Annotated in this window: 18 protein-coding genes, 2 tRNA genes and 2 rRNA genes; 15 read left to right on the plus strand and 7 right to left on the minus strand. The window is 34.0% G+C overall.

What is annotated here, in order from left to right; translation table 11 throughout:
• The first annotated feature begins 401 nt into the window (after window positions 1–401).
• Entirely contained in the window at window positions 402–3,080 is a 2,679-nt protein-coding gene (locus AAGD39_RS04790) for a UvrD-helicase domain-containing protein (protein WP_341756261.1), read from the plus strand.
• A gap of 183 nt (window positions 3,081–3,263) precedes the next feature.
• On the opposite strand, the gene AAGD39_RS04795 is transcribed toward AAGD39_RS04790, so the two are convergent.
• On the minus strand, window positions 3,264–4,016 hold the full coding sequence (locus AAGD39_RS04795; RefSeq protein WP_341756262.1) for a YaaA family protein: 753 nt from the start codon (window positions 4,014–4,016) through the stop codon (window positions 3,264–3,266).
• 399 nt (window positions 4,017–4,415) lie between these two features.
• Between AAGD39_RS04795 and AAGD39_RS04800 the strand changes: the two genes are divergently transcribed.
• The 5 genes from AAGD39_RS04800 (at window position 4,416) to AAGD39_RS04820 (ending at window position 10,037) form a co-directional block, all read left to right on the plus strand.
• Window positions 4,416–7,194, plus strand: a 23S ribosomal RNA gene (locus tag AAGD39_RS04800).
• Window positions 7,195–7,348: 154 nt separating this feature from the next.
• Window positions 7,349–7,463: ribosomal RNA gene (gene rrf, locus AAGD39_RS04805) — 5S ribosomal RNA — on the plus strand.
• A 793-nt stretch (window positions 7,464–8,256) separates the two neighbouring features.
• Window positions 8,257–8,814: a VUT family protein gene (locus AAGD39_RS04810; protein ID WP_341756263.1), complete on the plus strand. Its 558-nt coding sequence runs from the start codon at window positions 8,257–8,259 to the stop codon at window positions 8,812–8,814.
• A 333-nt stretch (window positions 8,815–9,147) separates the two neighbouring features.
• Window positions 9,148–9,507, plus strand: a complete 360-nt coding sequence (locus tag AAGD39_RS04815) for a hypothetical protein (RefSeq protein ID WP_341756264.1) — start codon at window positions 9,148–9,150, stop codon at window positions 9,505–9,507.
• A 119-nt stretch (window positions 9,508–9,626) separates the two neighbouring features.
• Window positions 9,627–10,037 carry a hypothetical protein gene (locus AAGD39_RS04820; protein WP_341756265.1) on the plus strand — a complete coding sequence of 137 codons (411 nt, stop codon included), beginning with the start codon at window positions 9,627–9,629 and terminating at the stop codon, window positions 10,035–10,037.
• A gap of 259 nt (window positions 10,038–10,296) precedes the next feature.
• Here the strand turns inward: AAGD39_RS04820 and AAGD39_RS04825 are convergent.
• The 5 genes from AAGD39_RS04825 to AAGD39_RS04845 form a co-directional block, all read right to left on the minus strand.
• A tRNA-Gln gene (locus tag AAGD39_RS04825) sits at window positions 10,297–10,372 on the minus strand.
• Window positions 10,373–10,469: 97 nt separating this feature from the next.
• The gene (locus AAGD39_RS04830; RefSeq protein ID WP_341756266.1) at window positions 10,470–11,066 is read right to left on the minus strand and encodes a phospholipid-binding protein MlaC; all 597 of its coding nucleotides are present in this window, start codon (window positions 11,064–11,066) and stop codon (window positions 10,470–10,472) included.
• 165 nt (window positions 11,067–11,231) lie between these two features.
• Entirely contained in the window at window positions 11,232–11,987 is a 756-nt protein-coding gene (locus tag AAGD39_RS04835) for a VacJ family lipoprotein (RefSeq protein WP_341756267.1), read from the minus strand.
• A 152-nt stretch (window positions 11,988–12,139) separates the two neighbouring features.
• Window positions 12,140–13,162 carry a methyltransferase domain-containing protein gene (locus AAGD39_RS04840; protein WP_341756268.1) on the minus strand — a complete coding sequence of 341 codons (1,023 nt, stop codon included), beginning with the start codon at window positions 13,160–13,162 and terminating at the stop codon, window positions 12,140–12,142.
• A 278-nt stretch (window positions 13,163–13,440) separates the two neighbouring features.
• Window positions 13,441–13,701 (minus strand): YciI family protein, encoded by a 261-nt coding sequence (locus AAGD39_RS04845; RefSeq protein ID WP_341756269.1) that lies wholly within the window; start codon window positions 13,699–13,701, stop codon window positions 13,441–13,443.
• A gap of 151 nt (window positions 13,702–13,852) precedes the next feature.
• Here AAGD39_RS04845 and AAGD39_RS04850 point away from each other — a divergent pair, with 151 nt between their 5' ends.
• The 9 genes from AAGD39_RS04850 (at window position 13,853) to AAGD39_RS04890 (ending at window position 22,264) form a co-directional block, all read left to right on the plus strand.
• Window positions 13,853–15,055 carry a pyridoxal phosphate-dependent aminotransferase gene (locus AAGD39_RS04850; protein ID WP_341756270.1) on the plus strand — a complete coding sequence of 401 codons (1,203 nt, stop codon included), beginning with the start codon at window positions 13,853–13,855 and terminating at the stop codon, window positions 15,053–15,055.
• Complete coding sequence (locus AAGD39_RS04855) at window positions 15,052–15,693, plus strand: lysophospholipid acyltransferase family protein (protein ID WP_341756271.1); 642 nt, start codon at window positions 15,052–15,054, stop codon at window positions 15,691–15,693. The genes AAGD39_RS04850 and AAGD39_RS04855 overlap by 4 nt, the downstream gene beginning before the upstream one ends.
• A complete protein-coding gene (waaA, locus tag AAGD39_RS04860; protein WP_341756272.1) occupies window positions 15,690–16,976 on the plus strand; it encodes a lipid IV(A) 3-deoxy-D-manno-octulosonic acid transferase in 1,287 nt (428 codons plus the stop codon). The genes AAGD39_RS04855 and waaA overlap by 4 nt, the downstream gene beginning before the upstream one ends.
• Window positions 16,977–17,016: 40 nt before the next feature.
• Window positions 17,017–17,565 (plus strand): isopentenyl-diphosphate Delta-isomerase, encoded by a 549-nt coding sequence (idi, locus tag AAGD39_RS04865; RefSeq protein ID WP_341756273.1) that lies wholly within the window; start codon window positions 17,017–17,019, stop codon window positions 17,563–17,565.
• Window positions 17,566–17,841: 276 nt separating this feature from the next.
• Window positions 17,842–17,917 (plus strand) — tRNA-Ala (locus AAGD39_RS04870).
• Window positions 17,918–18,055: 138 nt separating this feature from the next.
• Window positions 18,056–18,313: a hypothetical protein gene (locus AAGD39_RS04875; protein ID WP_341756274.1), complete on the plus strand. Its 258-nt coding sequence runs from the start codon at window positions 18,056–18,058 to the stop codon at window positions 18,311–18,313.
• A gap of 458 nt (window positions 18,314–18,771) precedes the next feature.
• Window positions 18,772–20,106 carry a hypothetical protein gene (locus AAGD39_RS04880; protein ID WP_341756275.1) on the plus strand — a complete coding sequence of 445 codons (1,335 nt, stop codon included), beginning with the start codon at window positions 18,772–18,774 and terminating at the stop codon, window positions 20,104–20,106.
• 302 nt (window positions 20,107–20,408) lie between these two features.
• Window positions 20,409–21,200, plus strand: a complete 792-nt coding sequence (gene lgt, locus AAGD39_RS04885; RefSeq protein WP_341756276.1) for a prolipoprotein diacylglyceryl transferase — start codon at window positions 20,409–20,411, stop codon at window positions 21,198–21,200.
• The gene (locus AAGD39_RS04890) at window positions 21,179–22,264 is read left to right on the plus strand and encodes a class I SAM-dependent methyltransferase (protein WP_341756277.1); all 1,086 of its coding nucleotides are present in this window, start codon (window positions 21,179–21,181) and stop codon (window positions 22,262–22,264) included. The genes lgt and AAGD39_RS04890 overlap by 22 nt, the downstream gene beginning before the upstream one ends.
• Window positions 22,265–22,566: 302 nt before the next feature.
• On the opposite strand, the gene ileS is transcribed toward AAGD39_RS04890, so the two are convergent.
• Entirely contained in the window at window positions 22,567–25,758 is a 3,192-nt protein-coding gene (gene ileS, locus AAGD39_RS04895) for an isoleucine--tRNA ligase (protein WP_341756278.1), read from the minus strand.

A 25,758-nucleotide genomic window follows, 5' to 3' on the forward strand; every position in this document is an offset into this window, starting at 1 on the left:
GTAGCATTCCCATTATTTATCAAATCATTCGTAGGAATAACATAGTCAGACACTCCATTATTTACACCTTTTCTACCGATAAAAGAAACCGCTCTTGCATTAAAAGGGTTGGAGTAATTCAGGTTTATTTAATCAATTTGTTTTATTGACAAAATATCAAAATATGTTACCAGTAATTCTTTAATAAGTGATTGATAATATCTATAGTTAATTATCATGTTTGTGCCGAGTATCATAATAATCTATTGGCAAGAATTTAAAATATCTATTTTGCACTAAATATGCAAAATAATTATTTACTGTATTTTGTCAGAGCAATTAACTATTATTATTTATTTATTTTAAGTTATTTTTACCTTATTCTTTACTCACCCAAATAACAACCAATTTAAGAAGAAGTAGTGTACTCTATACTTTATTATTATAATTTAAATTATAACGGTCTTGAGGCAAAATTTGATAAAGTTATTAAATTCTTGCAGGAAGGCGATTTTAAATCAGCAGAAGTTAAAAAGCTAAAACCTACTGATTATTTCAGAGCTAGACTGGATATAACTAATAGAGTATTGTTTAAACCTATAAGGCATAATAATCAATATTACTTACTTATTTTAGAAATAATTCGAAATCATGATTATAGTAAATCGAGATTTTTAAAAGGGGGAGCAATAATTGAAGAAGATGTTGAATTTAAGTCACTAGAAGTAGCTGACCTTGAATTATTGAATGGTAGCCCTACAAACACCTCACCTGTTCGTTTGTTGAATAAGTTTATTATCTTTGATAAACAGCAAGAAGATATATTACATTGTAATCTACCGTTGCTTATTATTGGATCTGCTGGTAGCGGGAAAACCTCAGTAACTTTAGAAAAGCTTAAGGAGCTTGAAGGAAGAATTCTTTATATAAGTTTATCGAGCTATCTTGTTCACAATTCACAAAAATTATATTTTTCGTATAATTATAGTAATAGTAAACAGGATCTTGATTTTTTATCTTTTCGTGAGTTTTTGGAAACTATAGAAATTCCTGAAGGGCAACCAGTTAATGAAAATATATTTTTATCATGGTTTACCAAGCAAAAATTTTCTGGATCTATAGGAGATGGGCGTAAGCTATTTGAAGAATTTATAGGTGTAATAGCTGGTTCTTCTAATGATAGGGCTTATTTAACTAAAGAAGAATACCTAAATTTAGGAATAAAACAATCTATCTTTTCCCAAGAACAACGACATGATATTTATGATCTTTTCCAAAAATATACTAAATTCTTAGAGCAAGAAAACTATTATGATAGTAATATTATTGCTTATAACTATCTTAATTTAGTTGAAGCTACTTATGATGCAATTGTTGTCGATGAAGTGCAAGATTTTACTAATAGCCAATTATCTTTAATATTAAAAAGTTTAAAAGATAAGAGACAATTTTTGTTATGTGGGGATGCTAATCAAATAGTCCATCCCAATTTTTTCTCTTGGTCTAAGCTAAAATCTTTTTTTTATAGTGATACAGAGTTAAATGCCACTAGTATCACCAGAATTCTTGTAGCAAATTATCGTAATAGCTTAGAAGTTACTGAATTGGCTAACCGGGTGCTACGCTTTAAGAATTATCGTTTTGGCTCAATTGATAAAGAAAGCCATTATCTCATAGACAGTACTTCGGAAAAACATGGTAGTGTTAGTTGTTTAGAAGCCACGCCAAGCATTATCAAAGAGGTAAATACCCGAACATCTAGATCAACAAGTTATGCTATTTTAGTATTGTATGAACATTGCAAGCAGAAGGTCAGAAAAGTCTTTAATACACCTCTGATATTTACTATCCAAGAAGCAAAGGGTTTAGAATATGAAAATATAATTCTTTATGATTTTATATCTTCTGAACAAACTTATACTGTTATTAGTAAGGATATGGATCAATCATTCCTTGATACAGATTTTAGATATTCTCGGACAAAAGAAAAAACAGATAAATCCCTAGAAATATACAAGTTTTATATAAATTCTTTGTATGTTGCAATCACTCGGTCTATTTGCAATGTTTATATGATAGAATCTAATCCAACTCATAAATTATTGAGGTTGTTAGATATTAATCAAATTAAGGAAGTAACTATTGAAGCTAAAGAGTCTTCTAGAGAAGAGTGGCAAAAGGAAGCAAGTAAGTTAATAATACAAGGTAAAGAAGAGCAGGCTAAAGCCATTGAAGATAGTATATTGCAACACAAAGTAATTCCATGGGAAATTATTGATAATCAACAATTAGTGCAATTGCAGGATGCTGTATTAGTGCAAAAGACTGCTAATAAAAAGGATATAATTAAATTGCTAAATTATGCAATAATCTATTCTGATGCTATTATAATAAAAGGACTGCAAGGTATCGGAGTGAAGGCTGCCAATAATATTGCCAAATGTATTACTTTAATGCAGGATGAATATTTCATTGATTATATCTATAAAAATGCTAATGCTGTGTTACAAAAGGTTGATCAATTTGGTATTGATTATAGAAATGAGTTCAATTTTACCCCTTTAATGTGTGCTGCATATGTTGGTAAAAAGCTACATATAGAAACCCTAATTTCTTTAGGGGCGTCAGTAGATGCAACTGACAATAACCGTCGCAATGCCTTTATGATTGGTATATCTAAGGCATTATCTGACATAAAATATTGTACCGGACTATTCCCAGATATCTATGAATATTTGAAACCAGATGCACTTATAGTAAAAATAAATAATAAGCTAGTTAAGATTGAATCATATAAATCTGAATATTTTTTGCTTTATCTTTTGTTAACAAAAATAAGGAATATCACCCACGTCAAGGACGAGCATCATGTGGTATTTAGATCTGGCACTATTGGTGATATGTTGAAGAATATGCCAGAAAATATTGTACCTAAACAACGTAAAAGTGTTGAATATATAAGGAGTATACTCGCACGCAATGAGGTAAATAGTAAGTATCCTTATAATAAGCATCTATTTACTAGAATACAAATAGGAGTGTATACTCTTAATAAGGAATTACAGATAAAACTTAATGATAATTGGCAAATGTTATATTAGATACTAATGATTGAGTGTAGCAACAGGTTGAAATATAACCCAAGTGTGCAAGTTATTTAAACAAAAAAGAGGTCATTCCCGCGCAGGTGGGAATCTATTATTTCTTATGCCTGTAGGCACTTTGATGGAGCGACCAAATAAACTTGCACACTGGGTAATATAATTAACATGTATAACTACAACTTATGAATTTTTAACAAATACCCAATCTTTATTGGAAGATTCAGTTTCACTATATTGATAGTTTTGTTTAGAGAAGTGTTTTAATTTTTCAGGTAGGTCTATAAGATTTTCTGCAATAAAATTAAACATGCTGCCCCTAGCTTTTTTGGAGTTTATTGCTATTATTTGTAATTTATTATTTCTTTTTTCTTTAAAATATATATTAATTATTGGATATTTAAGATTATTTTGATTAATGACGCAGGAATATTCATTAGATGCTAGGTTGATTAGATATTTATTTTGGTGAGTTGATAATATTTGGTTTACATAATTGGTGATATCGTCTTGCCAGAAATTTGATAATTTTCCAAAATTTGGCAATTTTGTTGCCATTTCTAGTCGATAAGGTTTTATTTTATCTAAAACTCTTAGTGCGCCGTATAAACCTGATATAATTAAGGTGTGTCCTTGCAAGAAATCCCACTGCTTTTCAGTAAAGTTCTGCCTATCAATATTATGATACACATCCCCATCATAGGCAAATATTGCTTGTTTTTGAGGCTGGTTATCAAAATCCTTAAATCTATGATAATTAAGCTCAGCCAGTTTATCACTAACCCCCATTAGCTGCTTGATCTGATTTTGCGACAAACTTTTACATATTTGTAAAAGATATTGTGTTTTAGTAAGGAAATGGGGTTGCACCGATGGTACTCCAAATATTTCAGAAGTAAAATCTTGAGTTTTAGCTGGTGAGATTATACTAAGCATACTAATTCATTATTCTTCCATAGAATTTTTATTTATTCAATAACAATAAAGCAGATTCACAATCTGACTAGAAATTTTTACGAGTCTCCAGCAATTTTGTTGCAATAACTTGTTCCATACCTACATTTTGTTGAAGGATTGCCATAATAGCTAGCTATGTAACCACTTATTTTAAACTGCCTTAGAATAATTATTTATAAAATGGTATTGACATTGCTCTAAATAATCGGTATAAACTTCACACGGGGTAACAAAACCTGTAGCTGTTTGACAAGTTGATAAAACTGAAAACTAAATACACACTGCGATAATAAAAATTCTATAATCGCGAGTGGATACTGTATAAGTGGCAGAATTAGTTCTGTACACATCGTACAATCTCAAGTTTGAAAAAATTTAAAGTAAATAAAATAAGAGCATTTGGTGGATGCCTTGGCACTAGAAGGCGATGAAGGACGTAATACGCTGCGATAAGCTTCGGGGAGCTGCGAATAAGCTTTGATCCGAAGATTTCCGAATGGGGAAACCCACCTGCTTAGCAGGTATCGTATAGTGAATACATAGCTATGCGAAGCAAACCCAGCGAATTGAAATATCTTAGTAGCTGGAGGAAAGGACATCAACCGAGACTCCGTTAGTAGTGACGAGCGAACGCGGACCAGGCCAGTGGCTTCAGAGTAAAAACTAGAACAACATGGAAAGGTTGGCCATAGAGGGTGATAGCCCCTTATAGGTAAAAAGTTTTGAAGTCCTTGAGTAAGGCGGGACACGTGAAATCCTGTTTGAACATAGGGGGACCACCCTCTAAGCCTAAGTACTCTCTAGTGACCGATAGTGAACAAGTACCGTGAGGGAAAGGTGAAAAGAACCCCGACGAGGGGAGTGAAATAGACCTGAAACCGAATGCTTACAAGCAGTCGGAGCAGACATTGAGCTTTTAAGCTCGTTTATATGTTCTGTGACGGCGTACCTTTTGTATAATGGGTCAGCGACTTAGTTTATCTAGCAAGCTTAAGCCGTTAGGTGTAGGCGTAGCGAAAGCGAGTCTGAATAGGGCGACTTTAGTTAGATGAATTAGACCCGAAACCGAGTGATCTAGCCATGGCCAGGTTGAAGGTGGAGTAATATCCGCTGAAGGACCGAACCCACTACTGTTGAAAAAGTAGGGGATGAGCTGTGGCTAGGGGTGAAAGGCTAATCAAACTCGGATATAGCTGGTTCTCCGCGAAATCTATTTAGGTAGAGCGTTATGGCGATTACCGTCGAAGGTAGAGCACTGGATGAGCTAGGGGGTCCTACAGACTTACCAAACTCAACCAAACTCCGAATGTCGACGAGTACAGCATAGCAGACAGACTGTGGGTGCTAAGGTCCATAGTCGAGAGGGAAAAAGCCCAGACCGCCATCTAAGGTCCCTAAATCATGACTAAGTGTTAAAGGATGTGGGAAAACCAAAACAACTAGGATGTTGGCTTAGAAGCAGCCATCATTTAAAGAAAGCGTAATAGCTCACTAGTCTAAATAAGTTTTCCTGCGCCAACAATGTAACGGGGCTCAAGTCATGTACCGAAGATGCGGATTTGCACTTTAATAGTGCAGATGGTAGCGGAGCGTTCCGTAAGCCTGTGAAGGTGAACTGTGAAGTTTGCTGGAGGTATCGGAAGTGAGAATGCTGACATAAGTAGCGATAAAGAATGTGAGAAACATTCTCGCCGAAAGTCCAAGGGTTCCTGCGTAAAGTTAATCTGCGCAGGCTTAGTCGGCTCCTAAGGTGAGGCTGAAAGGCGTAATCGATGGGAATCAGGTTAATATTCCTGAACCTGAGGGATGTGACGGAGATAGTAAATTGTATACGCTTATTGGATTGCGTGTGCAGTGAGTATCTTCCAGGAAATAACACCCTCGTTAAAGACCGTACCCTAAACCGACACAGGTGGACAGGTAGAGTATACCTAGGCGCTTGAGAGAACGATGCTGAAGGAACTAGGCAAATTGCATCTGTAACTTCGGGAGAAGGATGACCTATATATGGGCAACCATTTATAGGTGACACAAGCCAGGGGGTAGCGACTGTTTATTAAAAACACAGGGCTCTGCAAAGTCAATAGACGAAGTATAGGGTCTGACGCCTGCCCAGTGCTGGAAAATTAAGAGGAGGGGTGCAAGCTCTGAATTGAAGTCCCAGTGAACGGCGGCCGTAACTATGACGGTCCTAAGGTAGCGAAATTCCTTGTCGGGTAAGTTCCGACCCGCACGAATGGCGTAACGATTTCCCCGCTGTCTCCAGTATCGACTCAGCGAAATTGAATTCTCCGTGAAGATGCGGAGTTCCCGCGGTTAGACGGAAAGACCCCGTGAACCTTTACTATAGCTTTGCACTGGTATTAGGAATTAGATGTGCAGGATAGGTGGGAGACTATGAAGCGGTGGCGCAAGCCACTGTGGAGTCATCCTTGAGATACCACCCTTTTGATTCTTGATATCTAACCGCGATCCTTGAATCAGGATCCGAGACAATGCATGGTGGGTAGTTTGACTGGGGCGGTCGCCTCCCAAAGAGTAACGGAGGCGCGCGATGGTTAGCTCAGGTTGGTCGGAAATCAACTGTTAGAGTGCAATGGCATAAGCTAGCCTGACTGCGAGTCTGACAAGACGAGCAGAGACGAAAGTCGGTTATAGTGATCCGGTGGTCCCGAGTGGAAGGGCCATCGCTCAACGAATAAAAGGTACTCCGGGGATAACAGGCTGATGATTTCCAAGCGTCCATAGCGACGAAATCGTTTGGCACCTCGATGTCGGCTCATCACATCCTGGGGCTGGAGAAGGTCCCAAGGGTTCGGCTGTTCGCCGATTAAAGTGGTACGTGAGCTGGGTTTAGAACGTCGTGAGACAGTTTGGTCCCTATCTGCCGTGGGTGTAGGAAGTTTGAGAGGATCTGCCTTTAGTACGAGAGGACCGAGGTGGACGTACCTCTGGTGGACCAGTTGTCGCGCCAGCGGCATAGCTGGGTAGCTAAGTACGGAAAGGATAACCGCTGAATGCATCTAAGCAGGAAACCTACCTCAAAACTAGACTTCCCTATCAGAGCCGTGGAAGACCACCACGTTGATAGGCCAGGTGTGGAAGCACGGTAACGTGTGTAGCTAACTGGTACTAATAGCTCGATTGATTTACTTTGCTGAGGTTGTACTTTGTGTACAGCATTAATTCTGTAATAGTCATACTAAGTTTTCGGTTTTATCAATCACGTAGTATGTCATCCTTGTGCAAGCAGGTATCTAGATTCCCGTCTACACAGGGATGATATAAAAAGAAAAAATTTCTATTGCTAGCTTGGTGGTTATAGCACAAGTGAAACACCCGATCCCATACCGAACTCGAACGTGAAACCTTGTAGCGCTAATGGTACTATGCCCTGAGGCATGGGAGAGTAAGTCACTGCCAAGCTTGCAATGCAAATTTTCTTATAAGACGGTCTAACCTAGTTTATTTGTTCTGTTTAAACGACAAAGATGTCGTCCTCGTGCAGGTATAGTAGCGTTTGGTTTAAGTTGGCGATGTCATCCTGAATTTATTTCAGGATCTAGAAAATCTAAACAGTTAGAATAGGTAAGATTTATAAATCAACGTTACGTCAAATTGAAGTTATTATATTCCGGATCAATTCTCGTGTCTTTGGCATCCATTTGCCCGGGATGACCTCACCTCTTTAACCAGAACTCATTAGACTTCTTACAGAATTCGCTTCTGTTGAGGAATTTGCAGGAGGAGTGGAGTGCAGAACAGTAGCGTACTCGAGAACGTATGTTAGGATTCGAGTACTATACCGACGCCCAAATTACCAACTCATCTTACACAGGACGTTTAAAAGCCATAGGGGAAACAGCCTGGTGTCATTGCGAGGAGCTACTTTAGTAGCGGACGAAGCAATTTAAAAAGTGATTAGAAATGGGTTGCCACGACCACTCTCGTGGTCTCGCTAATAGCGTCCTGTACTTTTCTGCAATTTTTAAATTACAGTGTGGATTATGCGTAAGGTGAGTTAGTTTTATTTTTACTACTGCAATTGTTGGATTGCTTCGTCGCTGCAAAGCAGCTTCTCGCAATGACTTGGTTATTTTTTCACGACTTTTAAATCGCCCTAGCACGTTGCCATTCAATTTCAATTCTTTAAATCACTCAACTATGTTATTATCTAAGATAGTAACATAAAATTAGACTAAAAAAAGAGGAGGAGCTTATGCACCATATTAACAATAAATTTTACATACCACTAGTGACATTGCTTTGTATATTTACTTATTTATTAAATTTCTTTAATAAAATATCTCAGTGTTCTTTAGTTTTTGTGTTTTTAGCTTTAACTATAAATATTATATCTGAGCTATATGGTAAGAAAAAAGCTATGATTGCTGTGCTGTTGAGTACAATAATAGGTTTTGGTTTGTTATGGAATTTAGATTATTATATCAATGGTCGTGTTATTAAGGGAGTTGTGTTTGCGTCTTTTGTATCTGTATTGCTGTCAACATATTGTAGTACCAGTGTATTTTTACAGCTTAAGCCAGCATATTCTTTTAATAGCAGGAATTTTATCAGTTTAATAGTGTGTGCCATTGTAGATGGCGTTGTAATGTTAGGATTTTTCATAAATATCTTTTCTACAAAGATAGTTTTGTCGATCTTTTATCAAGAAGTATTATTTAAATGTGCATATTCATTAACAGCTTATATATGTATATTTGCCGGATTATCTTTACTACACAAAGTGTATGATAACAAACATGTATTCAAATGATAAATAACCGAATTTGGGAAAAAACTACGGTAGTATTAGAAGTATTGAGAGAAGATAGTCAATTAATATTTTGTTATGCACTGGGAAATTAAAACTGACATTGATGTAACTTTTAAGGTTGATAAACCTTGTCCAGTTAGTATACTGAAAATATATACTAAAGCAAAGATTTTACTAAATTATAAGGGTAGTTGATGAAATGTAACCTTGATAGATAACAATTAAATTACCTGATAAAAGAATTTTATAAATCTATTGCAATTAGTAAAATAATATAGTATTTGTGCCTCGAGAGACTAGTTTTTTTAACAACAAAATATATTGAGTATATATATGGCAAAGTCAAAAGCAAGTTCTAAGTTGCTATCAAAAATATCTTCTACGCAAGCCGAAATAAAACCTAAGCTAGTAGAGTTGGCAAGTAAATATGATCAAGTATTAACAGACTTTGATTATGTTATAGGTAATTGGAAAGGTCAAGGTAGACTCCTAAGGTCTGATAATGAATATGTAGGAGCAGTAAAAAGAGCATTTAAAGCTATAAGCACAGGAACGGAATGTGAAGATGTAGAAGTACATGGACACGGAACTCATTTAGCCCATCTGCCTGATCCTTATAAAATGCTGCATACTACATTTTGTGGTAAACAAGGTAAACATTTTATGGATATGTTAGAATCATTACTGTGCTAATAATATAGGGTTAAAAAGTGCATTAACGACTTTTGTGAAAGATCTAAGCGAAGCATTACAGCCCTTTTGTATCAGAATTACATACGTGTAAAGTTTCTCATACGAGAGAGGGGTTAAATATGGAGTTTTCCTCTAATAGGGTAGCATATAATATGATTAAGTACTATAAAATAATGGCCGGAGAGAAAGATCCACTTAAGATTGTCTTTGATAGTGAAACTGACCCTCTAAAACAAAAAGGATCGAGTATTGTAATACGTCATAGTAAAGGGCAAGGTGATGTTGGTGTTTTTAAAGGTGGGGATAAGGAAATAGCAGTTTGTTTGCCGACTCAGCATGAAAGAGATGCTTTCCAGCATCTTTTTGATGGTAGTAGTGACATAGTACGTACGTATTCGAATCCAAAATCTTTGTATTTTAGTACCTCAAAGTCCTATCCTACTTTGCATTATGATCAATATTATAATGAGATTGTTAAGTTTATCGGTGACACAGAGGTTTGTGATGGTTTCGATTTCTTAACTCAGTAAACAGAGTAATATAAAAATCAGGCTGTAATCCTTACGTTATAGTAGTGACAGCCTAGCATGCTTTGTACTTTTAAGCGAAACCCCCCTACAACACTTGACTGTTCAGGGATTTTCAAGAGAATTGATTAGTTAATTCCTGACAAGGGTTTAAGCTTTGGAGTTTCGACGATGCAAAAAGGGATTTGATGCGTTCTAAAAACCTGTCTCCTCTTATTGACCGCGTAAAAAACGAATTCTTCCCTGTATAAATTATCCTGAATGGCTGGGGCGGATGGATTCGAACCACCGAATGGACGATACCAAAAACCGTTGCCTTACCACTTGGCTACGCCCCATCGCCTGTAGAACTTATATCAACAAACACTTCTTTAGTCAAATAATTTATACGATCCCTTTACCACGTGGTACAATTTATAATTACTTCGTTGCCACTTAAGTAACCATTAGCAATGACTTTTTTATCAATTCATCTATTAAAGTATCAAAACCACTATTACTGAGAATATTCATGAATTCCGACTGTTGAGAATTGAGCATACTAACACCTTCTGTAATAACATCTGAGACTTTAAAGCTAGTTTTATCGCTTGCATCCTTTTGACGTACCAAGTAATTCACTTTGACAGTTCCTATTAACATTTCTACCATAAATTCACCTTGATCAAGAGTACGTACTTGTTCAACTTTAGGCTGTTGACCATGATAATTTTTTACCAAATCAGCATAGACTTTACTGACATAATTGCTATAAACTTCTGTAAATTGTTTAATTTGTTCAGGGGTTAGAGTTCTTCTATAGACACCAAGGGTAAATTTAGCCATCCAATCCGAATCTAGATTAGCTAAAATTAGCTTTTTGCTTTTAGCAATTTTATCATCTTGTGCTAAATTTTGATCAGTAAATATCTCCAACCCATCTTTTATTAGTTGATTAACATAATTATCAACCCCCCCGCTATTATCGGCAACAGTTGCATGGGCTGATAAAGAAAGAAAATTTAAAATTAAGCAAACAATAAATTTTTTCATAATTCCTCATAATTTTGCATATAGCTAACCCAACTAACATTATACTCATTGTGAGAAGCTACTTTACTAGCGACGAAGCAATCCAGGAAAGTTATTAGAAATGGATTGCTTCGTAGGCTTGCAAGTCCTCGCAATGACGTTAGTTTGCAATCGGGATAGCCGTTTTTAGTTAGGTTTAGGGCATCTAAATTGCTTAGGATAGGCAATTACAGACTCACGATTTTGATGTGTAGCTGATCTTACAGCTATGTAAGGATCGACAGAACTACGTGTTATATAATCAGTAAATGGCAATAATCTTAATCTAGTATCCATAATTTGTACGCCAGTGACTGCCATTTCAAAATCCCTATGTACCACATACATTATAGGATTTAAATAACTATTTGTAAATACTGGATCTGTGAAATCTCTTACATTAGTACCACCAATAAATGGTAGGACTAAGTATGGTCCTGGACCAACTCCATAATGAGCTAAAGTACTACCCAAAGTTTGTTTGGTAACTTTTAAGCCAATTTTACTGGCTACGTCAAATAATCCACCTATGCCAAATGTGCTATTGATAAGAAATCTCCATAGACTTTTCATAGTTTGATCATAATTCATCTGTAAAGCATAATTGACAGTAGTCAAAGGCATATTAATGTTATCTAGAAAACTACTTACTCTAGCCTTGGTATAATCATTAGTAACTTGTTTATAGCCTATAGTAATAGGTCGTAAGAACAGATAGTCTAAAACGGAGTTAAAGACAAAAATTTTACGATTTAGTTTCTCATAAGGGTCATAGACTTGTATGCAACCATTTCTGTCATTATAAACATATTGGAAATCCTCACTATCTTGAGTACCCTTAGCATCTGCTATTGCAGTAAAGTTAAAAAAGTTAACTAGTATTAGTACTATAAATCTCTTCATTATTATTAACTTCTTTAATAGACTTACTTAAATAAGTCAAAGATAGTTGAGGAATTTTTAGGAGAAATGAAGCCGAATACCACAACGTACGTGAGGCACTAGGGCGAGTTTCGACGACAAAATTACCAACTAGATTGACTTATTTAGGAAGTCTAATGGTTTTTCTTACAAACCACCATATAGTATTTATCATTTTTTTCTATAACTAATTCCTTGCTACTTAATATAGTGAACTTAGTTTTACTTAAAGCCTCATTGATATCTATTATAGCAAAAACAAATTCTTTTCTTTTTAATGAAAGATTAGTAACGTTATTTATTGGCAAACAAAATGCAAAATACCCTAATGTATTGACTATTGAATAAATATTATTAAAATAATCTGATAGATCCTTAGTAAAAGAAAGAGAGTTAAAGCTCAATATTACATCATATTTATTAGCATTTTGTTTAATAAAATCTGGTATAGAAAGTTCTAGTACATGATCGTAGATGTTCATATTTAGGGCAACAATATTCATCATTTCTGAATTTTCAATACCGGTAAAAGTAAAACTATCAGGAAAACGCTTTTTAATTTCACCGCCCACTAAGCCTATATTACTACCCAGCTCTAAAATATGGTAATTATCAGGCAAATCTGTTATATCATTCATAACTCTGCTGACAAAACTGTAAGGCAAATCAACTTTATTCTTACCAAAAAATCGCTTAGTATAGTCTCCACCAACATCAAAATTTCTACATTGATACCAAATTGCCGATGGAATCTCTGATAAATTATTATAAGTTTGTAAGAAATTTCCTAACTTTACTTGATCAGCTTCAAAAGATTTTTTTAGATGATACAAAGCTTTCTCATAATTATTTTTCAAGAAATATGTCCAACCAAGCCAATAATTAGCTTGGTGATCTGAAGTAGAAAAAAACTTATCAACCAACTTAAACCTTAATATAGCGTCGTTTAAGTTATTGTTATATAAATGTACTAAACCAAGATTAAAATTAGTTTCTTTTAAGTGTGTTACCTTGTATTTTACATCGGTAAAATAATTGATGAATGTAAAGATTTTTCCCATATACCAAGATGGGAAATTTTTGCAAGAATGATAGCATGATTTTATCTTGTCTTTTATTGAACCGTAACCGTTACGAATAATTTTGCTGCCAAACATAAATTCTATGAAATTTGATTTTGTGAACTACCCACTACATAATAGCACATATATTAACTAGCACTAATGACTTTGTCTATAATTACATAAAATAAATTGTAATATAGCTGCCTGATTAGTATTTGTCATAGCAAATTGACGTCTATTAGACTAGGCATAAATCCCGAGTGAAGCAATCTTGTTTTTGTGTCATTCCCGCGAAAGTTTTGGCGTAATGTCAGTAGGATTAGCTACATAATTATAAATTGCTCGTTTGTTATGGAGTTCTTTACGCAATATTACATACTTTGAATATCGTTATAAATATTTTTGGTAAAATACACAAACTTTTCATGGTATTTTGTAGGGGTAAAATCAATTATTTCATAATCAGCAACATTATTAATATAAAAAGGGTCTTCTTTTATTATACTATCAACTTGCTTTTTTTCTTTAATATTCGCAAGAATAATACTTCCTGTTCTAGGGTTTTTACGACCCGATACAATAAAGCAACCTTTAGAGTAATAATCATCTAAAAATCTTATGTGACTTGCCATAAATTTTTCAACAACAGCAAGATTATATGATATTGTTAGTAGTAATCATAAAAACAAGTTGGAATAAAACAATATAATAATTTAACTCGTTCAAGAATTGTTTTTTGAAAAGAAAATAGTATACTCGATAAAAATTTATATAGGTTCTACCATGTCACTTATTGCTAAACGTTTAGATTTAATAAAACCATCCCCAACTTTAGCCTTAGTCAAAAAAACATTTGAACTACAAAAGCTAGGTAGAGATATAATATCTCTTGGGGCTGGTGAGCCTGACTTTGATACGCCAGATAACATCAAAGAGGCTGCCATTAAAGCGGTGCGAGATGGTTTTACAAAATATACTAATGTTGATGGTATGCCGGAACTTAAACAAGCGGTACAAAACAAATTCAAGTATGAGAATAATATAGATTATAATTTAGACGAAATAATCGTGTCCAGCGGTGGAAAGCAAGTAATCTATAATTTGTTTATGGCATCTCTTAACCCAGGTGATGAGGTGATTATTCCTAGTCCCTATTGGGTTTCATACCCAGATATGGTGGCATTAGCTGATGGTGTTCCGGTATTTGTCAATTGTAACATTGAGAATAATTTTAAACTTACTGTTAATGTTTTAGAACGAGTGATTAGCAAAAAAACTAAATGGTTGATTATTAATTCGCCTAGTAATCCAACAGGGGTTGCATATTCCTATCAAGAATTAGCTGATATTGCTGAATTGCTACGCAAATATCCCAACGTAAATATTATGTCTGATGACATTTATGAGCATATTATTTTTGATAATTTTAAATTTTATACTTTTGCCCAAGTTGCACCGGATTTAAAAGATCGAATATTTACGATGAATGGTGTATCAAAAGCTTATTCTATGACAGGATGGCGTATAGGATATGGAGCTGGTACTAAATCGTTAATTAAGGCAATGGCTATTATTCAGTCACAAAGCACTTCTAACCCTTGCTCTATAAGCCAAATGGCAGCCATTGAAGCTTTAACTGGTCCCCAGGATTTTATTAAGTCTAATGCAAAAAATTTCCAGGAAAAACGGGATCTAACCTTATCAATCCTAAATAGTATCAAAGGTATTAGTTGTTATAAGCCAACAGGAGCATTCTATTTATTTCCTAAATGTAATGAATTATTTGGTCTTAAAACCCCCTCTAATAAAATTATTAAAGATAGTAATGATTTTGGAGAATATTTGCTTGAAGAAGGTGGGGTGACAGTTGTCCCTGGTATTGCATTTGGCCTAGAAGATTATTTCAGAATTTCTTACGCAACTTCGATAGAAAATTTGGAGCAAGCATGTTTGCGTATAAAAAATGCTTGTAATCAATTAAAATGATCAAGAAACTTCTGAAAAAAAACAATTTTGTCCTTAGTGTCGTTACTAAATTACTGTATAATTATTTGAGAGTAGTGTATTTTACTTGTCGCTGGCAATTTGTTTTTCCCGATAATTACACTAAACAGCAATTTTTAGCAGAAAAAGGGGTGATTTTTGCCTTTTGGCATAACAGACTTGCTTTGGGTCCAGGAATATTTACCGGTCATAAAGACATTCATGCCCTTATTTCTACTCATTCTGATGGTAAAATAATTAGTAAGATTGTTCATAAATTTGGCTTTGGGGTAATAAATGGTTCTACTAATAGAAATTCTGTGACGGCTTTAAAAACGATTATCAAAAAATTACATAGCGGTAGTAATGTAGTGATTACCCCGGATGGTCCACGTGGACCTATTTATAAGATAAATAGTAATATTAACAAAATAGCTCAAAAATATAATATAAAATTAATACCGGTTTCTTGTCAGGCTTCTAGATATTTTTTACTTAAGAGTTGGGATAAGCTAATTATGCCGCTACCTTTTGGTAAAATAACAGCTTTTATAGGTTCACCACTAGTTTTTATAGGCAATGAAAATCAAGATGATATTAATTTGGCACAAGCATTAAACATCAGCGAAATAAACTTATGATTTATTTATATCATGTCTTAAGTTTTTTGTTCCTTCCACTGTATGTTCTCTTACTACTATGGAGAGTTATTGTTGGTAAAGAAGAGATAAAAAATATTGGTGAACGTTTTGCTATTGGGCATACACATACTAAACGAAACGAAACTTTAGTTTGGATACATGCCGCCAGTGTAGGAGAATCTATGATAGCTCTTACCTTAGTTGAAAATATCAATAATCTTTGGTTAAAAAGAACGATGCCAAAAACCACCTTAAAATTTTTGGTTACTTCAGGAACTAAATCTTCTGCAAAAATATTACAACAAAAGCTACCTATAAATGCCATTCATCAACTAATTCCTATAGACAATATTATTTTTGTTAAGAAGTTTCTTAGAAATTGGCAACCGAGTTTAGGAATCTTTATTGAATCAGAATTATGGCCATGCCTAATTAGCGAAGGGAAAAAACATTGTAAACTATTATTACTGAATGCCCGTATTTCTGATAAATCATTTGCATCATGGAAAAAAATCAGTACATTTTTTAGGTCAATTACCTGTAACTTTAGTAAAATTATTGTTCAAAGTAACACCGATTTTCAGAAATTTACGCAACTTGGTGAGACCAATATAGAAAATTTAGGCAACATCAAATTTGCCAACAAAAAATTGCCTGTAAATGAACAAGAATTAACAATTTTAGCACAACATATAAGTACTAAAAGAATCATCGTATTTGCCAGCACCCATCTGGAAGATGAAACAGTATTACTTAATGTTATAAAACCAATAAAACAACGATATCCAAATTGCTATTTTATTCTAATTCCACGCCATCCTGAACGTAAAAATGATATAGGAAAAGCGTGTACTCAATTAAATTTAACCTATAGTATTAAGTCTGAACAAAATATACCTATTTTAACTGATGATCTTTACATCGTTGATAAATTTGGAGAACTAGGGCTATTTTTTAGCGTAGCTTATATCTCATTTGTTGGCGGCTCATTTAAACAAGGTGGACATAACGCACTTGAACCAGCATATTTTGCCAATTATATTATATTTGGACCAGATATGAGCAATTCTGCTAATATTGCTAATGAAATGCTTGTTAATAAAGCTGCTATTCAAATTCAAAACGAAAAAGATTTGTTGAATAAAATGGAATATCTTCTATCTGAAGCTGCTATCGAGGAAGCTAAAATTTATCAGACTAATGCCCTAGAATTTGTTAATAAAAACCAACAAATTTTAGGTAATTATTTAGCTGTTATAGAAAAATATTTATTAGTGGAGTAACTAATTGATGTTATACTCAAATGATTTGAAGCGACAACATATGAATTCAACTCATGTTGTATTGGTTGACGAACAAGATAATACCCTTGGAATAGAGAATAAATTAAAGGCTCATAATTCTAATACACCATTGCATAGAGGGGTTTCTGTGTTTCTTTTTAATAGCCAAAAAGAAATTGTCATACAAAAAAGAAGCTTACTCAAAAAAACTTGGGGTGGATTTTGGTCAAATAGTTTTTGTGGACATCCACAAATTAACGAAACTTATGAACATGCTGTTTACAGGCATGCAGAATTTGAATTAGGCTTAGTAAATCTGCAGAAAGTATATTTTGTTGCTAATTATCGTTATAAATTTGCTATAAATAATATTGTGGAAAATGAAATATGCCCGATATATTTAGCTTTATCAGATGATATTATTAAAATAAATGAACAAGAAGTAGCCGAAGTAAAATTATTTAAATGGCAAGATTTTAAGTTATACACAGAACAATATTCAGTAAACTTTACTCCTTGGTGTAAAGAAGAACTCAAAATATTAGAAAATAACGAAATATTCAAAAAATTTATGGATTCATCTTTATAACTATAGTATAAAACTGAACTATGGCTAACCCGACTAATATTTAGCCAAATTCACAAACGTCATTGCGAGGAGCTACTTTAGTAGCGACGAAGCAATCCTTTTTGTGTCATCCCTGCGAAAGCAGGGATATAAATTCCCGCCTACGCGGGAATGACAATTTACAATGGTTTCGTCGGCTTATGTCTTCTTACAATGACACCAGTTTACTATGGCTAAATGCTAAGCGGGTTAGCTATAATGAGTATACTCACCGTGAAAGAATATGTAAGGTATTTAGGGGTCATAGCTCAGTTGGTAGAGCGTTTGAATGGCATTCAAAAGGTCGGGGGTTCAATTCCCCCTGGCTCCACCAAATACCTCCAAGCTTCTCATCATTTCCCATTCTTTCCGTAAATATCCTTATGCTGCTTATATGCTGCTAATTATTTTTAAAATAGCATTATAATTGTTCCAATATCCCTTCTAAACCTGATGTTTAAGTTGAGGTATTATGCACACTATATGCTGCTCTTTTTTTTCTGCCTGCTCTACTACTGGTAGTGATATTGATAATAATATTAATATTCAGTTGGAAGATTTTAAAAAAATCTTTCTAGACACTGTTAATAAAGCTTATTTGATTGATGAATTAATGGATTTTTTAGCAAAAATTAATAAGATTTTTGCCGGAATAGTATACCTATTTCAAAAAAATCTTATAATTTGCAGCAAAAAAGACTTTATTCACCAATTAAATAAGCTTTGTTAAAAGTGTCTAAACATGAAACTAATAATACCTAGTTGTGTACAAAGTGGCGTGGCGATCCAAATAAGCAGCTGGCTAGTTTTATTTTTACCGCTGCAACTTTTCGATTACCACGTCGCCTAAAGTAACTCCTCGCAATGGCAGTTAGAGAACAGCTTTTTCCTTAAAAAAGATTTGTTTGTTCTTGAAAAAATAAGCTATATACTCAAATGATTTGAAGAATTGGATTTGAAAATGAATGGTGAGCAAGCGGAGCGTACATATAGTATAGTTACGCATGCGAATCCATGATATTTTCAAAAAACAATTCTTCAAATCATTTGAGTATACCAACAAAAATAATGAAAATTGCTATTAGTGGAGAATAAAAATCTGCTATATTTATAGATATAACTGAATTTAGCATAACTTGTTATATTGAATTCAGGTTAGTTTAGTATAATGCGAGTAAAGGAGATATTATGAAATCACATAGTTTTACATCTGATGATGCTAAACAAAACCCGGACCAAGCCTTACAATATATAGCAGAATGCTTTGATCCTAAATATGACAAAGATTATAAAAATGAAACTGAAGTACAACGTAGATTTAACAAAGATATAAGACGTCAAGCAGTCTTTTATATTGAAACTCCAGATAAGGAGCTAGTAGACCTAGTAGCTCAGTGTAAGTTAGGTAAAGATGATGAGTATGATCCAACCTATGAGGATATGCATAAGATATTAACCAATGATTATAAATTATCAACACAACAAACAGAATATATTTTAGCCGCAAGTTATCAAGCTGGTATAGCTGGTGGTGTGGCTGGATTTGCTAAGCTGAAAGCAAAAATATACGATGATTGCTACTATAAGGATGGTACGAATGTTATAGAGAATGAGAGGATAAGAAATGCTGTTGTATCCAAGATCGTTATAGATAAAGACAATAATGTATCATATGTCAGTAATCAAAAACTCATGTTTGATTGTAGTATGCATGTTTTGCGTCCACATTCAGATATTAGAGAGATGGCTGGTACAAAATTTAACAGCCAAGATTTTGTGGCAATAAATTTTGCAGCTACGCTAGGAAAAGTAGGAGATACTGAACCAACACAGCCAGTATTAATTGATATAGCTGGTACTGGAAAGATAGCTAGTCTATTTATTGATGAGTTAAAAACAATCAAAACAAACTGTCCTACCAAAGACCCTGCATCAATTATTGCAAGTAATGCCACTTTATCGAAGGAATTACTAACTGATGCTCTTACTGACGAGCAATATAAAGCAGCTGTAACAGAAAAAATTTCAGCAGTTATATTTTCTGATGAAGACCAAACTCGAGCCATAACAACATTAAAAAAACTAGATGGTGTTCAAGAGATTTTAGCTGATTTATTAGTAACACGAATTGATCAAGCAATCGAAGCTAAAAAAGATAAACAAACAGATAAATTAAGTGCAGAGTCAATTCAGGATATTGCTAAAGAAACCGCTGCACAGTTAAGTAAGTTTATTGATCAGCCAAACAAATATGCGATAAGGAAATTTTCTGAAGATTTAGTAAAAGATCGAGCCACTTCATCGGATGTGGTAATTCCAAAGAAAAATTTTGTTGAGAGAATTTGTGATTTCTTAAAAGATAAATGGCATGGTTATTCTTACGACAAAAGCAAGCTATCAACACTTGAACAATTGCATGATAAAGCAAAAATTGTAGGACAGGAAGCAAAAGCACATATGTCATCTAAAATATCAATATCGCCACTGCCACATAATAAAAAAGAGGGAGCTAGAACAATTTAGGAGGATAATAAATTAGTTATACACCTTACATATGGCATTTAAACGTCATAGGAAAATACAGTCTGGTGTCTATTAACGAGGAAGCAGGAGGTCAACGAAGTAATCTATAAAACTTATAAAATGACATCTTGTACTTTTCAGCAATTTAAAAATTGCTATGGGTTATGCGTAAGGTAAGTTAATATTTTTCCTATGACTACTTGTAATCGGTAAAGCCCATGTATATAATTGCTATATTTTATATATAGCAATTATAATCGCTTTAAGCAGAGCCACAAAACCATAATAGAATTGCTGAGTATATGCCGTTTCCAAATATCAATCCTGTTATTTTCTCTATTGGACCATTTAGCGTTTATTGGTACTCCATGGCCTATGTTTTTGGTGTAATATTTGGGTGGTTTTATGCTTATAAAATTATAAAAAAATTCGAAATTGGCATTACCGCAGCAAATTTAGAAAACTTTGTTACTTGGGCTATTCTTGGTATCGTAATAGGTGGAAGATTTGGCTATGCGTTACTATATGATCCAATTAAATATTTTTCTGATCCTCTTAGCCTTCTTAAAATTTATGAAGGCGGTATGTCATTTCATGGCGGTATGATTGGCTTAATCATATCTAGTTATTTTTTCTGCCATAAGTACAAAATTAACTTATTATTACTATGTGATATATTAGCTACAGTTGGTTCTATAGGTGTATTTTTAGGCAGAATAACCAATTTTATTAATGGTGAATTATATGGCAGAGTAACTAAAATGCCTTGGGGAATGATTTTTCCAAATAGTGATCTACAAACAAGACATCCCAGTCAGATATATGAAGCATTATTTGAAGGAGTTATATTATTCTTAATTCTATCCTACACCACTTTTAAATACAAAACTATAAAGATACATGGTTTGAATTTAGCTATATCTTTAATATTCTATTCGGTATTTCGAATTATTATAGAAATGTTTCGTGAGCCAGATATCCACATAGGCTTTATTTTTAATAATTTAACTATGGGACAAATTTTATCATTACCGATGCTAATAGTAGGAATCTATTTAATAATACGAATTAAATGCCGATCGACTCCAAAATAAGAAAACTTATTGAGCAGAATGGTAGTATTAAGCTTGATGAAATGATGCTTCAAGTAACGTCTATATCCCCTTCTTCCTATTATCAAAAACAAAACAAATTAGGTTGTTTAGGAGATTTTACAACAGCTCCAGAAATTTCCCAGCTTTTTGGTGAAATGATAGCTTTATGGGCTATTGACCAATGGTATAAAATGGGTTGTCCTCAAAAAACTAATTTAGTTGAACTAGGCCCTGGGCAGGGAGTACTAATGCGGGATTTGCTCAATGTTGCTAAATTAGTTCCAGAGTTTTACCAATCTCTCTCAATAGAATTAATTGATATTAATCCCCATTTTATCAAGAAACAACAAACAAACCTAAAGTTGGTGGGTTTACCTATCAAACACCATACAGCAGTACAATATATCTCTGAAATACCTTCTATTATAATAGCTAACGAATTTTTTGATGCTATGCCAATTAAGCAATATGTTAAAGCCAAAGAACTTTGGTATGAATCAACACTTATTATTGACCCAGCTGATGGTAAAATTAAATTCGATAAAATAGAAGTTAGTAAGGAGTTGCAATGCTATTTGCTTCAAGAACACTCAAACGCCCATGATGGAGCAGTAATAGAAGAATCGCCTAAATCATTAGAAATCATAAAATTTATCAGCCAGCATATCGTGAAATTTGGCGGGGCAAGCTTAGTTATCGATTATGGTTATGATATAGACCCAATAAAAAGGACGCGTAACCAATATAATCCTACTTTACAAGCGATAAAAAATCATAAATATTACCCTTTGCTTGAAACTTTAGGAGAAGCAGATTTATCAGCTCATGTTGACTTTTATGCCTTAAAAACAGTATGCAGCAATATGGGAGTGAATGTACATGGATCAATAACTCAACGTGATTTTTTAATTAGTAATGGTATATTATTACGAAGTCAACTCTTACAAAGTAAATTACCTACTATAGAGGCAAATATCATAGCAGAACAAGTTGATAGATTAATTGCTCCCAATAAAATGGGACTATTGTTTAAAGTATTATACCTTGTAATGGGCAAGCTATAGCAAGTATACTACTATGATTTCAAGAATTGGGTAAGGACCCCCGAAGGTCAACTTCAAGAAGAGCTAGGAGTGTCAAAGTCGAGCCGCTAGGCGTACATTAGTACGTGAGCAGCACAGATCTTTGACAACAACGACGCCAATTCTTGAAGTTCACCTAGACACTTATATCTTTAAATTATGATATAAGTAATTGTAAGAGGGTACTTATTCTGTTTACGACTATTTCAGTCCAGTGTCTATCAAGTCACCCTCTTACAATTACTTATATCATAATTTAAAGATATAAGTGTCTAGTATATAGCTTACCCATGACCCTGGTTAGCGTAGCGTCTAGAAACCCTTATGCTTATCATATTTGAATCTAATTCAATATTGGTAGTATAGTCTGGTGTAAAATTACTCGCAAATTCACTTAAGGTTTGTTCGAGAATAAATTGACTGTGCTGCTGGACTATTAGCATAAAATCTGGTTCACCAATAATTTCTAGAAAGATTCTGTCGCTTATAGCAAAATTGGCATCTTTTCTTGCTTGTTGAATAAAGCGTACCAAATCTCTTGCTATACCTTCTTCGTATAATTCTTTTGTTATGTCTAAATCTAGCAATATTAGTCCATGATTATTGGCTAAAGATTTTGTACCTTTAGCATTTTTAGGTTGTAAAACTAAAGAAAACTCGTCTTTATTCAGTTGCTCTCCCGCTATTATTAGATGCTCAGAGGTAAGCTGCCATTGATGATTTTTAGAAGCTATTATGATATCTTTGACTTTATGAGGTAGACGCTTGCCTAAATTAGGAAAGTTAATCGATAATTTATGATCGGCATAATTTTCTACATCATCTCTATAAATTACCTTTTTAACATTAATTTCATCTTTAATTAACTCTTCAAATTTTATTAATAGTTCATTATTGTTACTAATGATTGTTAAACTACTCAATGGTTGTCGAGTCCGAATATTTTCACTACTTCTAGTGAATAAAGCATTACTACAAATATCTAATACTTGATCCATGATGCTGACTAAATCATAATCGACTTCTATCATATCAAGTTTAGGAAAATCTGCTAAATGAACACTGCCTACTTGCTTTTCTAGTCCTGTGAGTCCCAAATAAATTTCCTCAGAAATTAATGGAAGTAAACTGGATTGAGCGGAAGACATTACTTTAATACAGCTATATAAGGTATTATAAGCGTTTTTCTTATCTTGATCTTTTTCACTTTTCCAGAAACGATTCCTACTTCTTCTAATATACCAATTATTTAATACTTCAAAAAAATCGGCAATGCTACTATAAGCTATTTGGCTGTCAAAATTATCTAATCCATGCTGAATTTTTTGTACTGATATTTTTAGCTTTGATAAAATATAACGATCTAGCACATTTTGAGAATTAAACTCTAGCTCAGCTTTGATCTGATCAGCATTAGCATACATAGTAAAGAAGTGGTAGGCATTCCAAATAGGCTTGATAAATAAACGTAGGCTTTCAAAAACCATTTTTCCATCTTTATCGATCAATAATTCCTGACCTTTAACTACATTGGTAGAGAGCATGGTGACTCTTAAAGCGTCAGAACCATATTTATCAAATAATTCTAGTGGATCAGCATAATTATTAAGACGCTTTGATAATTTTTGTCCGGTGCTATCTAATATAACTCCATGACAAATACAATTTAAAAAAGGTGGTTGGTCAAATAATGCAGTTGACAATACCATCAGAGTATAGAACCAACCACGTGTTTGTGCTGAATATTCTACTATAAAGTCAGCAGGAAAATGTCCCTCAAACCACTCTTTATTTTCAAATGGATAATGTGCTTGTCCATAAGGCATGGAGCCGCTTTCAAACCAACAATCAAAGACATCTTCTATTCGACGCATCATTGATTTGCCTGTTGGATCATCAGGATTTTTTCTAGTTAGCTGGTCGATAAAAGGCCTATGTAAATCAACGATTGTCACTCCAAAATCTTTCTCTAGCTCCTCTATTGACCCATATACATCAATTCGCGGATAAGCCGGATCATCCGATTTCCACACTGGTAGAGGTGTTCCCCAAAATCTATTACGACTAATTGACCAATCTCTAGCATTTTCTAACCATTTGCCAAATAGATTATCTCTGATATGCAAGGGTATCCAGTTAATCTGTTGGTTTAATTCAACCATTCTGTCTTTAAATTCGGTAACTTTCACATACCAAGAAGGGACTGCTTTGTATATAAGAGGGGTATCAGTACGCCAGCAATGCGGATAATTATGGATATATTGCTCGGTTTTAAGCCAATAGCCCTGATTTTTTAGCTTAATAATAATTTGATCATTAGCATCAAATACTTGTAAACCAACAAAATCATAAATTTCTTTGGTGTATTTTCCAGCATTATCTACAGGACAAACGAGTTCTATTCCTTGAGATTGACAAAGAATCTGATCTTCTTCACCAAAGCCGGGAGCCATATGGACGATACCGGTGCCATCTCCTTCAACTACAAAATCTCCGGAAAGAACTTTGAAACTACCAGGATGGTTGGAAAAATAATCGAATAATGGTCGGTAAGTAAGATTCAGGTTTAATAGGCACTTACCTTCAATTATATCATAATTTGTGTCAGCACTAAGCCCTAATTCTTTGGAATATTTTTCCAAAGCAAATTTAGCCAAAATATAACAAACCTGCCCATTTGGCACTAAAGCATATTCAATATTTTCTCCAATGGCTAATGCTAAATTAGCCGGCAAAGTCCATGGCGTCGTAGTCCATGCCAGCATTCTATATTCATTATATGGCACAGTACTTGGCAATTTCTCATTAAGTACAAAACTTACCGTAACCGCCTTATCAGTTCTTTCTCTATATGAATTATCTAGCCTAGTTTCAAAATTGGATAAAGGCGTCTCGCATGCCCAAGAATAAGGCATTACTCTCATTGATTCATAGAGAAGGCCTTTTTTGTACAATTCTTTAAAAGCCCACAAAACAGATTCCATAAAGGCTTTATCCATGGTTTTATAGGAATTATTGAAATCTACCCATCTTGCTTGCCTGTTAACATATTCCTGCCACTGATCAGCATATTTCATCACCGATGATTGACAATGTTCGTTAAATTTATCAATACCAAAATTGATGATTGAAGTTCTACCAGAAATACCTAACTCTTTCTCTGCTTGCATCTCGGCAGGCAATCCATGACAATCCCAACCGAAGCGTCGCTCAACTCTCTTGCCTTTACTGGTTTGATAACGTGCATACACATCTTTGACAAAGCCAGTTAGCAAATGTCCATAATGTGGCAATCCATTAGCAAAGGGTGGGCCATCATAAAAGATGAATTCGTTATTTTGTCCATTTTTTACTGATGGTCTAGCATCTATGGTTTTTTGGAAAATATTATGCTTCTGCCAATAAGCTAGAATCTTTTTTTCAATTGTTGGAAAATCAACATTAGATTGAATATCTGGGTAGCATTTTTTAGTCAT

It is taken from the genome of Candidatus Tisiphia endosymbiont of Nemotelus nigrinus, from assembly GCF_964026475.1.
Classification (GTDB): Bacteria; Pseudomonadota; Alphaproteobacteria; order Rickettsiales; family Rickettsiaceae; genus Tisiphia.

Coding starts and splice junctions, on each gene's coding strand:
- AAGD39_RS04820 (WP_341756265.1), top strand. CDS start 9,627: ATGGAGTTTTCCTCTAATAGGGTAGCATATAATATGATTAAGTACTAT.
- AAGD39_RS04845 (WP_341756269.1), bottom strand. CDS start 13,701: ATGGCAAGTCACATAAGATTTTTAGATGATTATTACTCTAAAGGTTGC.
- AAGD39_RS04875 (WP_341756274.1), top strand. CDS start 18,056: ATGCACACTATATGCTGCTCTTTTTTTTCTGCCTGCTCTACTACTGGT.
- AAGD39_RS04815 (WP_341756264.1), top strand. CDS start 9,148: ATGGCAAAGTCAAAAGCAAGTTCTAAGTTGCTATCAAAAATATCTTCT.
- AAGD39_RS04810 (WP_341756263.1), top strand. CDS start 8,257: ATGCACCATATTAACAATAAATTTTACATACCACTAGTGACATTGCTT.
- AAGD39_RS04880 (WP_341756275.1), top strand. CDS start 18,772: ATGAAATCACATAGTTTTACATCTGATGATGCTAAACAAAACCCGGAC.
- idi (WP_341756273.1), top strand. CDS start 17,017: ATGAATTCAACTCATGTTGTATTGGTTGACGAACAAGATAATACCCTT.
- AAGD39_RS04795 (WP_341756262.1), bottom strand. CDS start 4,016: ATGCTTAGTATAATCTCACCAGCTAAAACTCAAGATTTTACTTCTGAA.
- waaA (WP_341756272.1), top strand. CDS start 15,690: ATGATTTATTTATATCATGTCTTAAGTTTTTTGTTCCTTCCACTGTAT.
- AAGD39_RS04830 (WP_341756266.1), bottom strand. CDS start 11,066: ATGAAAAAATTTATTGTTTGCTTAATTTTAAATTTTCTTTCTTTATCA.
- ileS (WP_341756278.1), bottom strand. CDS start 25,758: ATGACTAAAAAATGCTACCCAGATATTCAATCTAATGTTGATTTTCCA.
- AAGD39_RS04855 (WP_341756271.1), top strand. CDS start 15,052: ATGATCAAGAAACTTCTGAAAAAAAACAATTTTGTCCTTAGTGTCGTT.
- AAGD39_RS04835 (WP_341756267.1), bottom strand. CDS start 11,987: ATGAAGAGATTTATAGTACTAATACTAGTTAACTTTTTTAACTTTACT.
- AAGD39_RS04890 (WP_341756277.1), top strand. CDS start 21,179: ATGCCGATCGACTCCAAAATAAGAAAACTTATTGAGCAGAATGGTAGT.
- lgt (WP_341756276.1), top strand. CDS start 20,409: ATGCCGTTTCCAAATATCAATCCTGTTATTTTCTCTATTGGACCATTT.
- AAGD39_RS04840 (WP_341756268.1), bottom strand. CDS start 13,162: ATGTTTGGCAGCAAAATTATTCGTAACGGTTACGGTTCAATAAAAGAC.
- AAGD39_RS04850 (WP_341756270.1), top strand. CDS start 13,853: ATGTCACTTATTGCTAAACGTTTAGATTTAATAAAACCATCCCCAACT.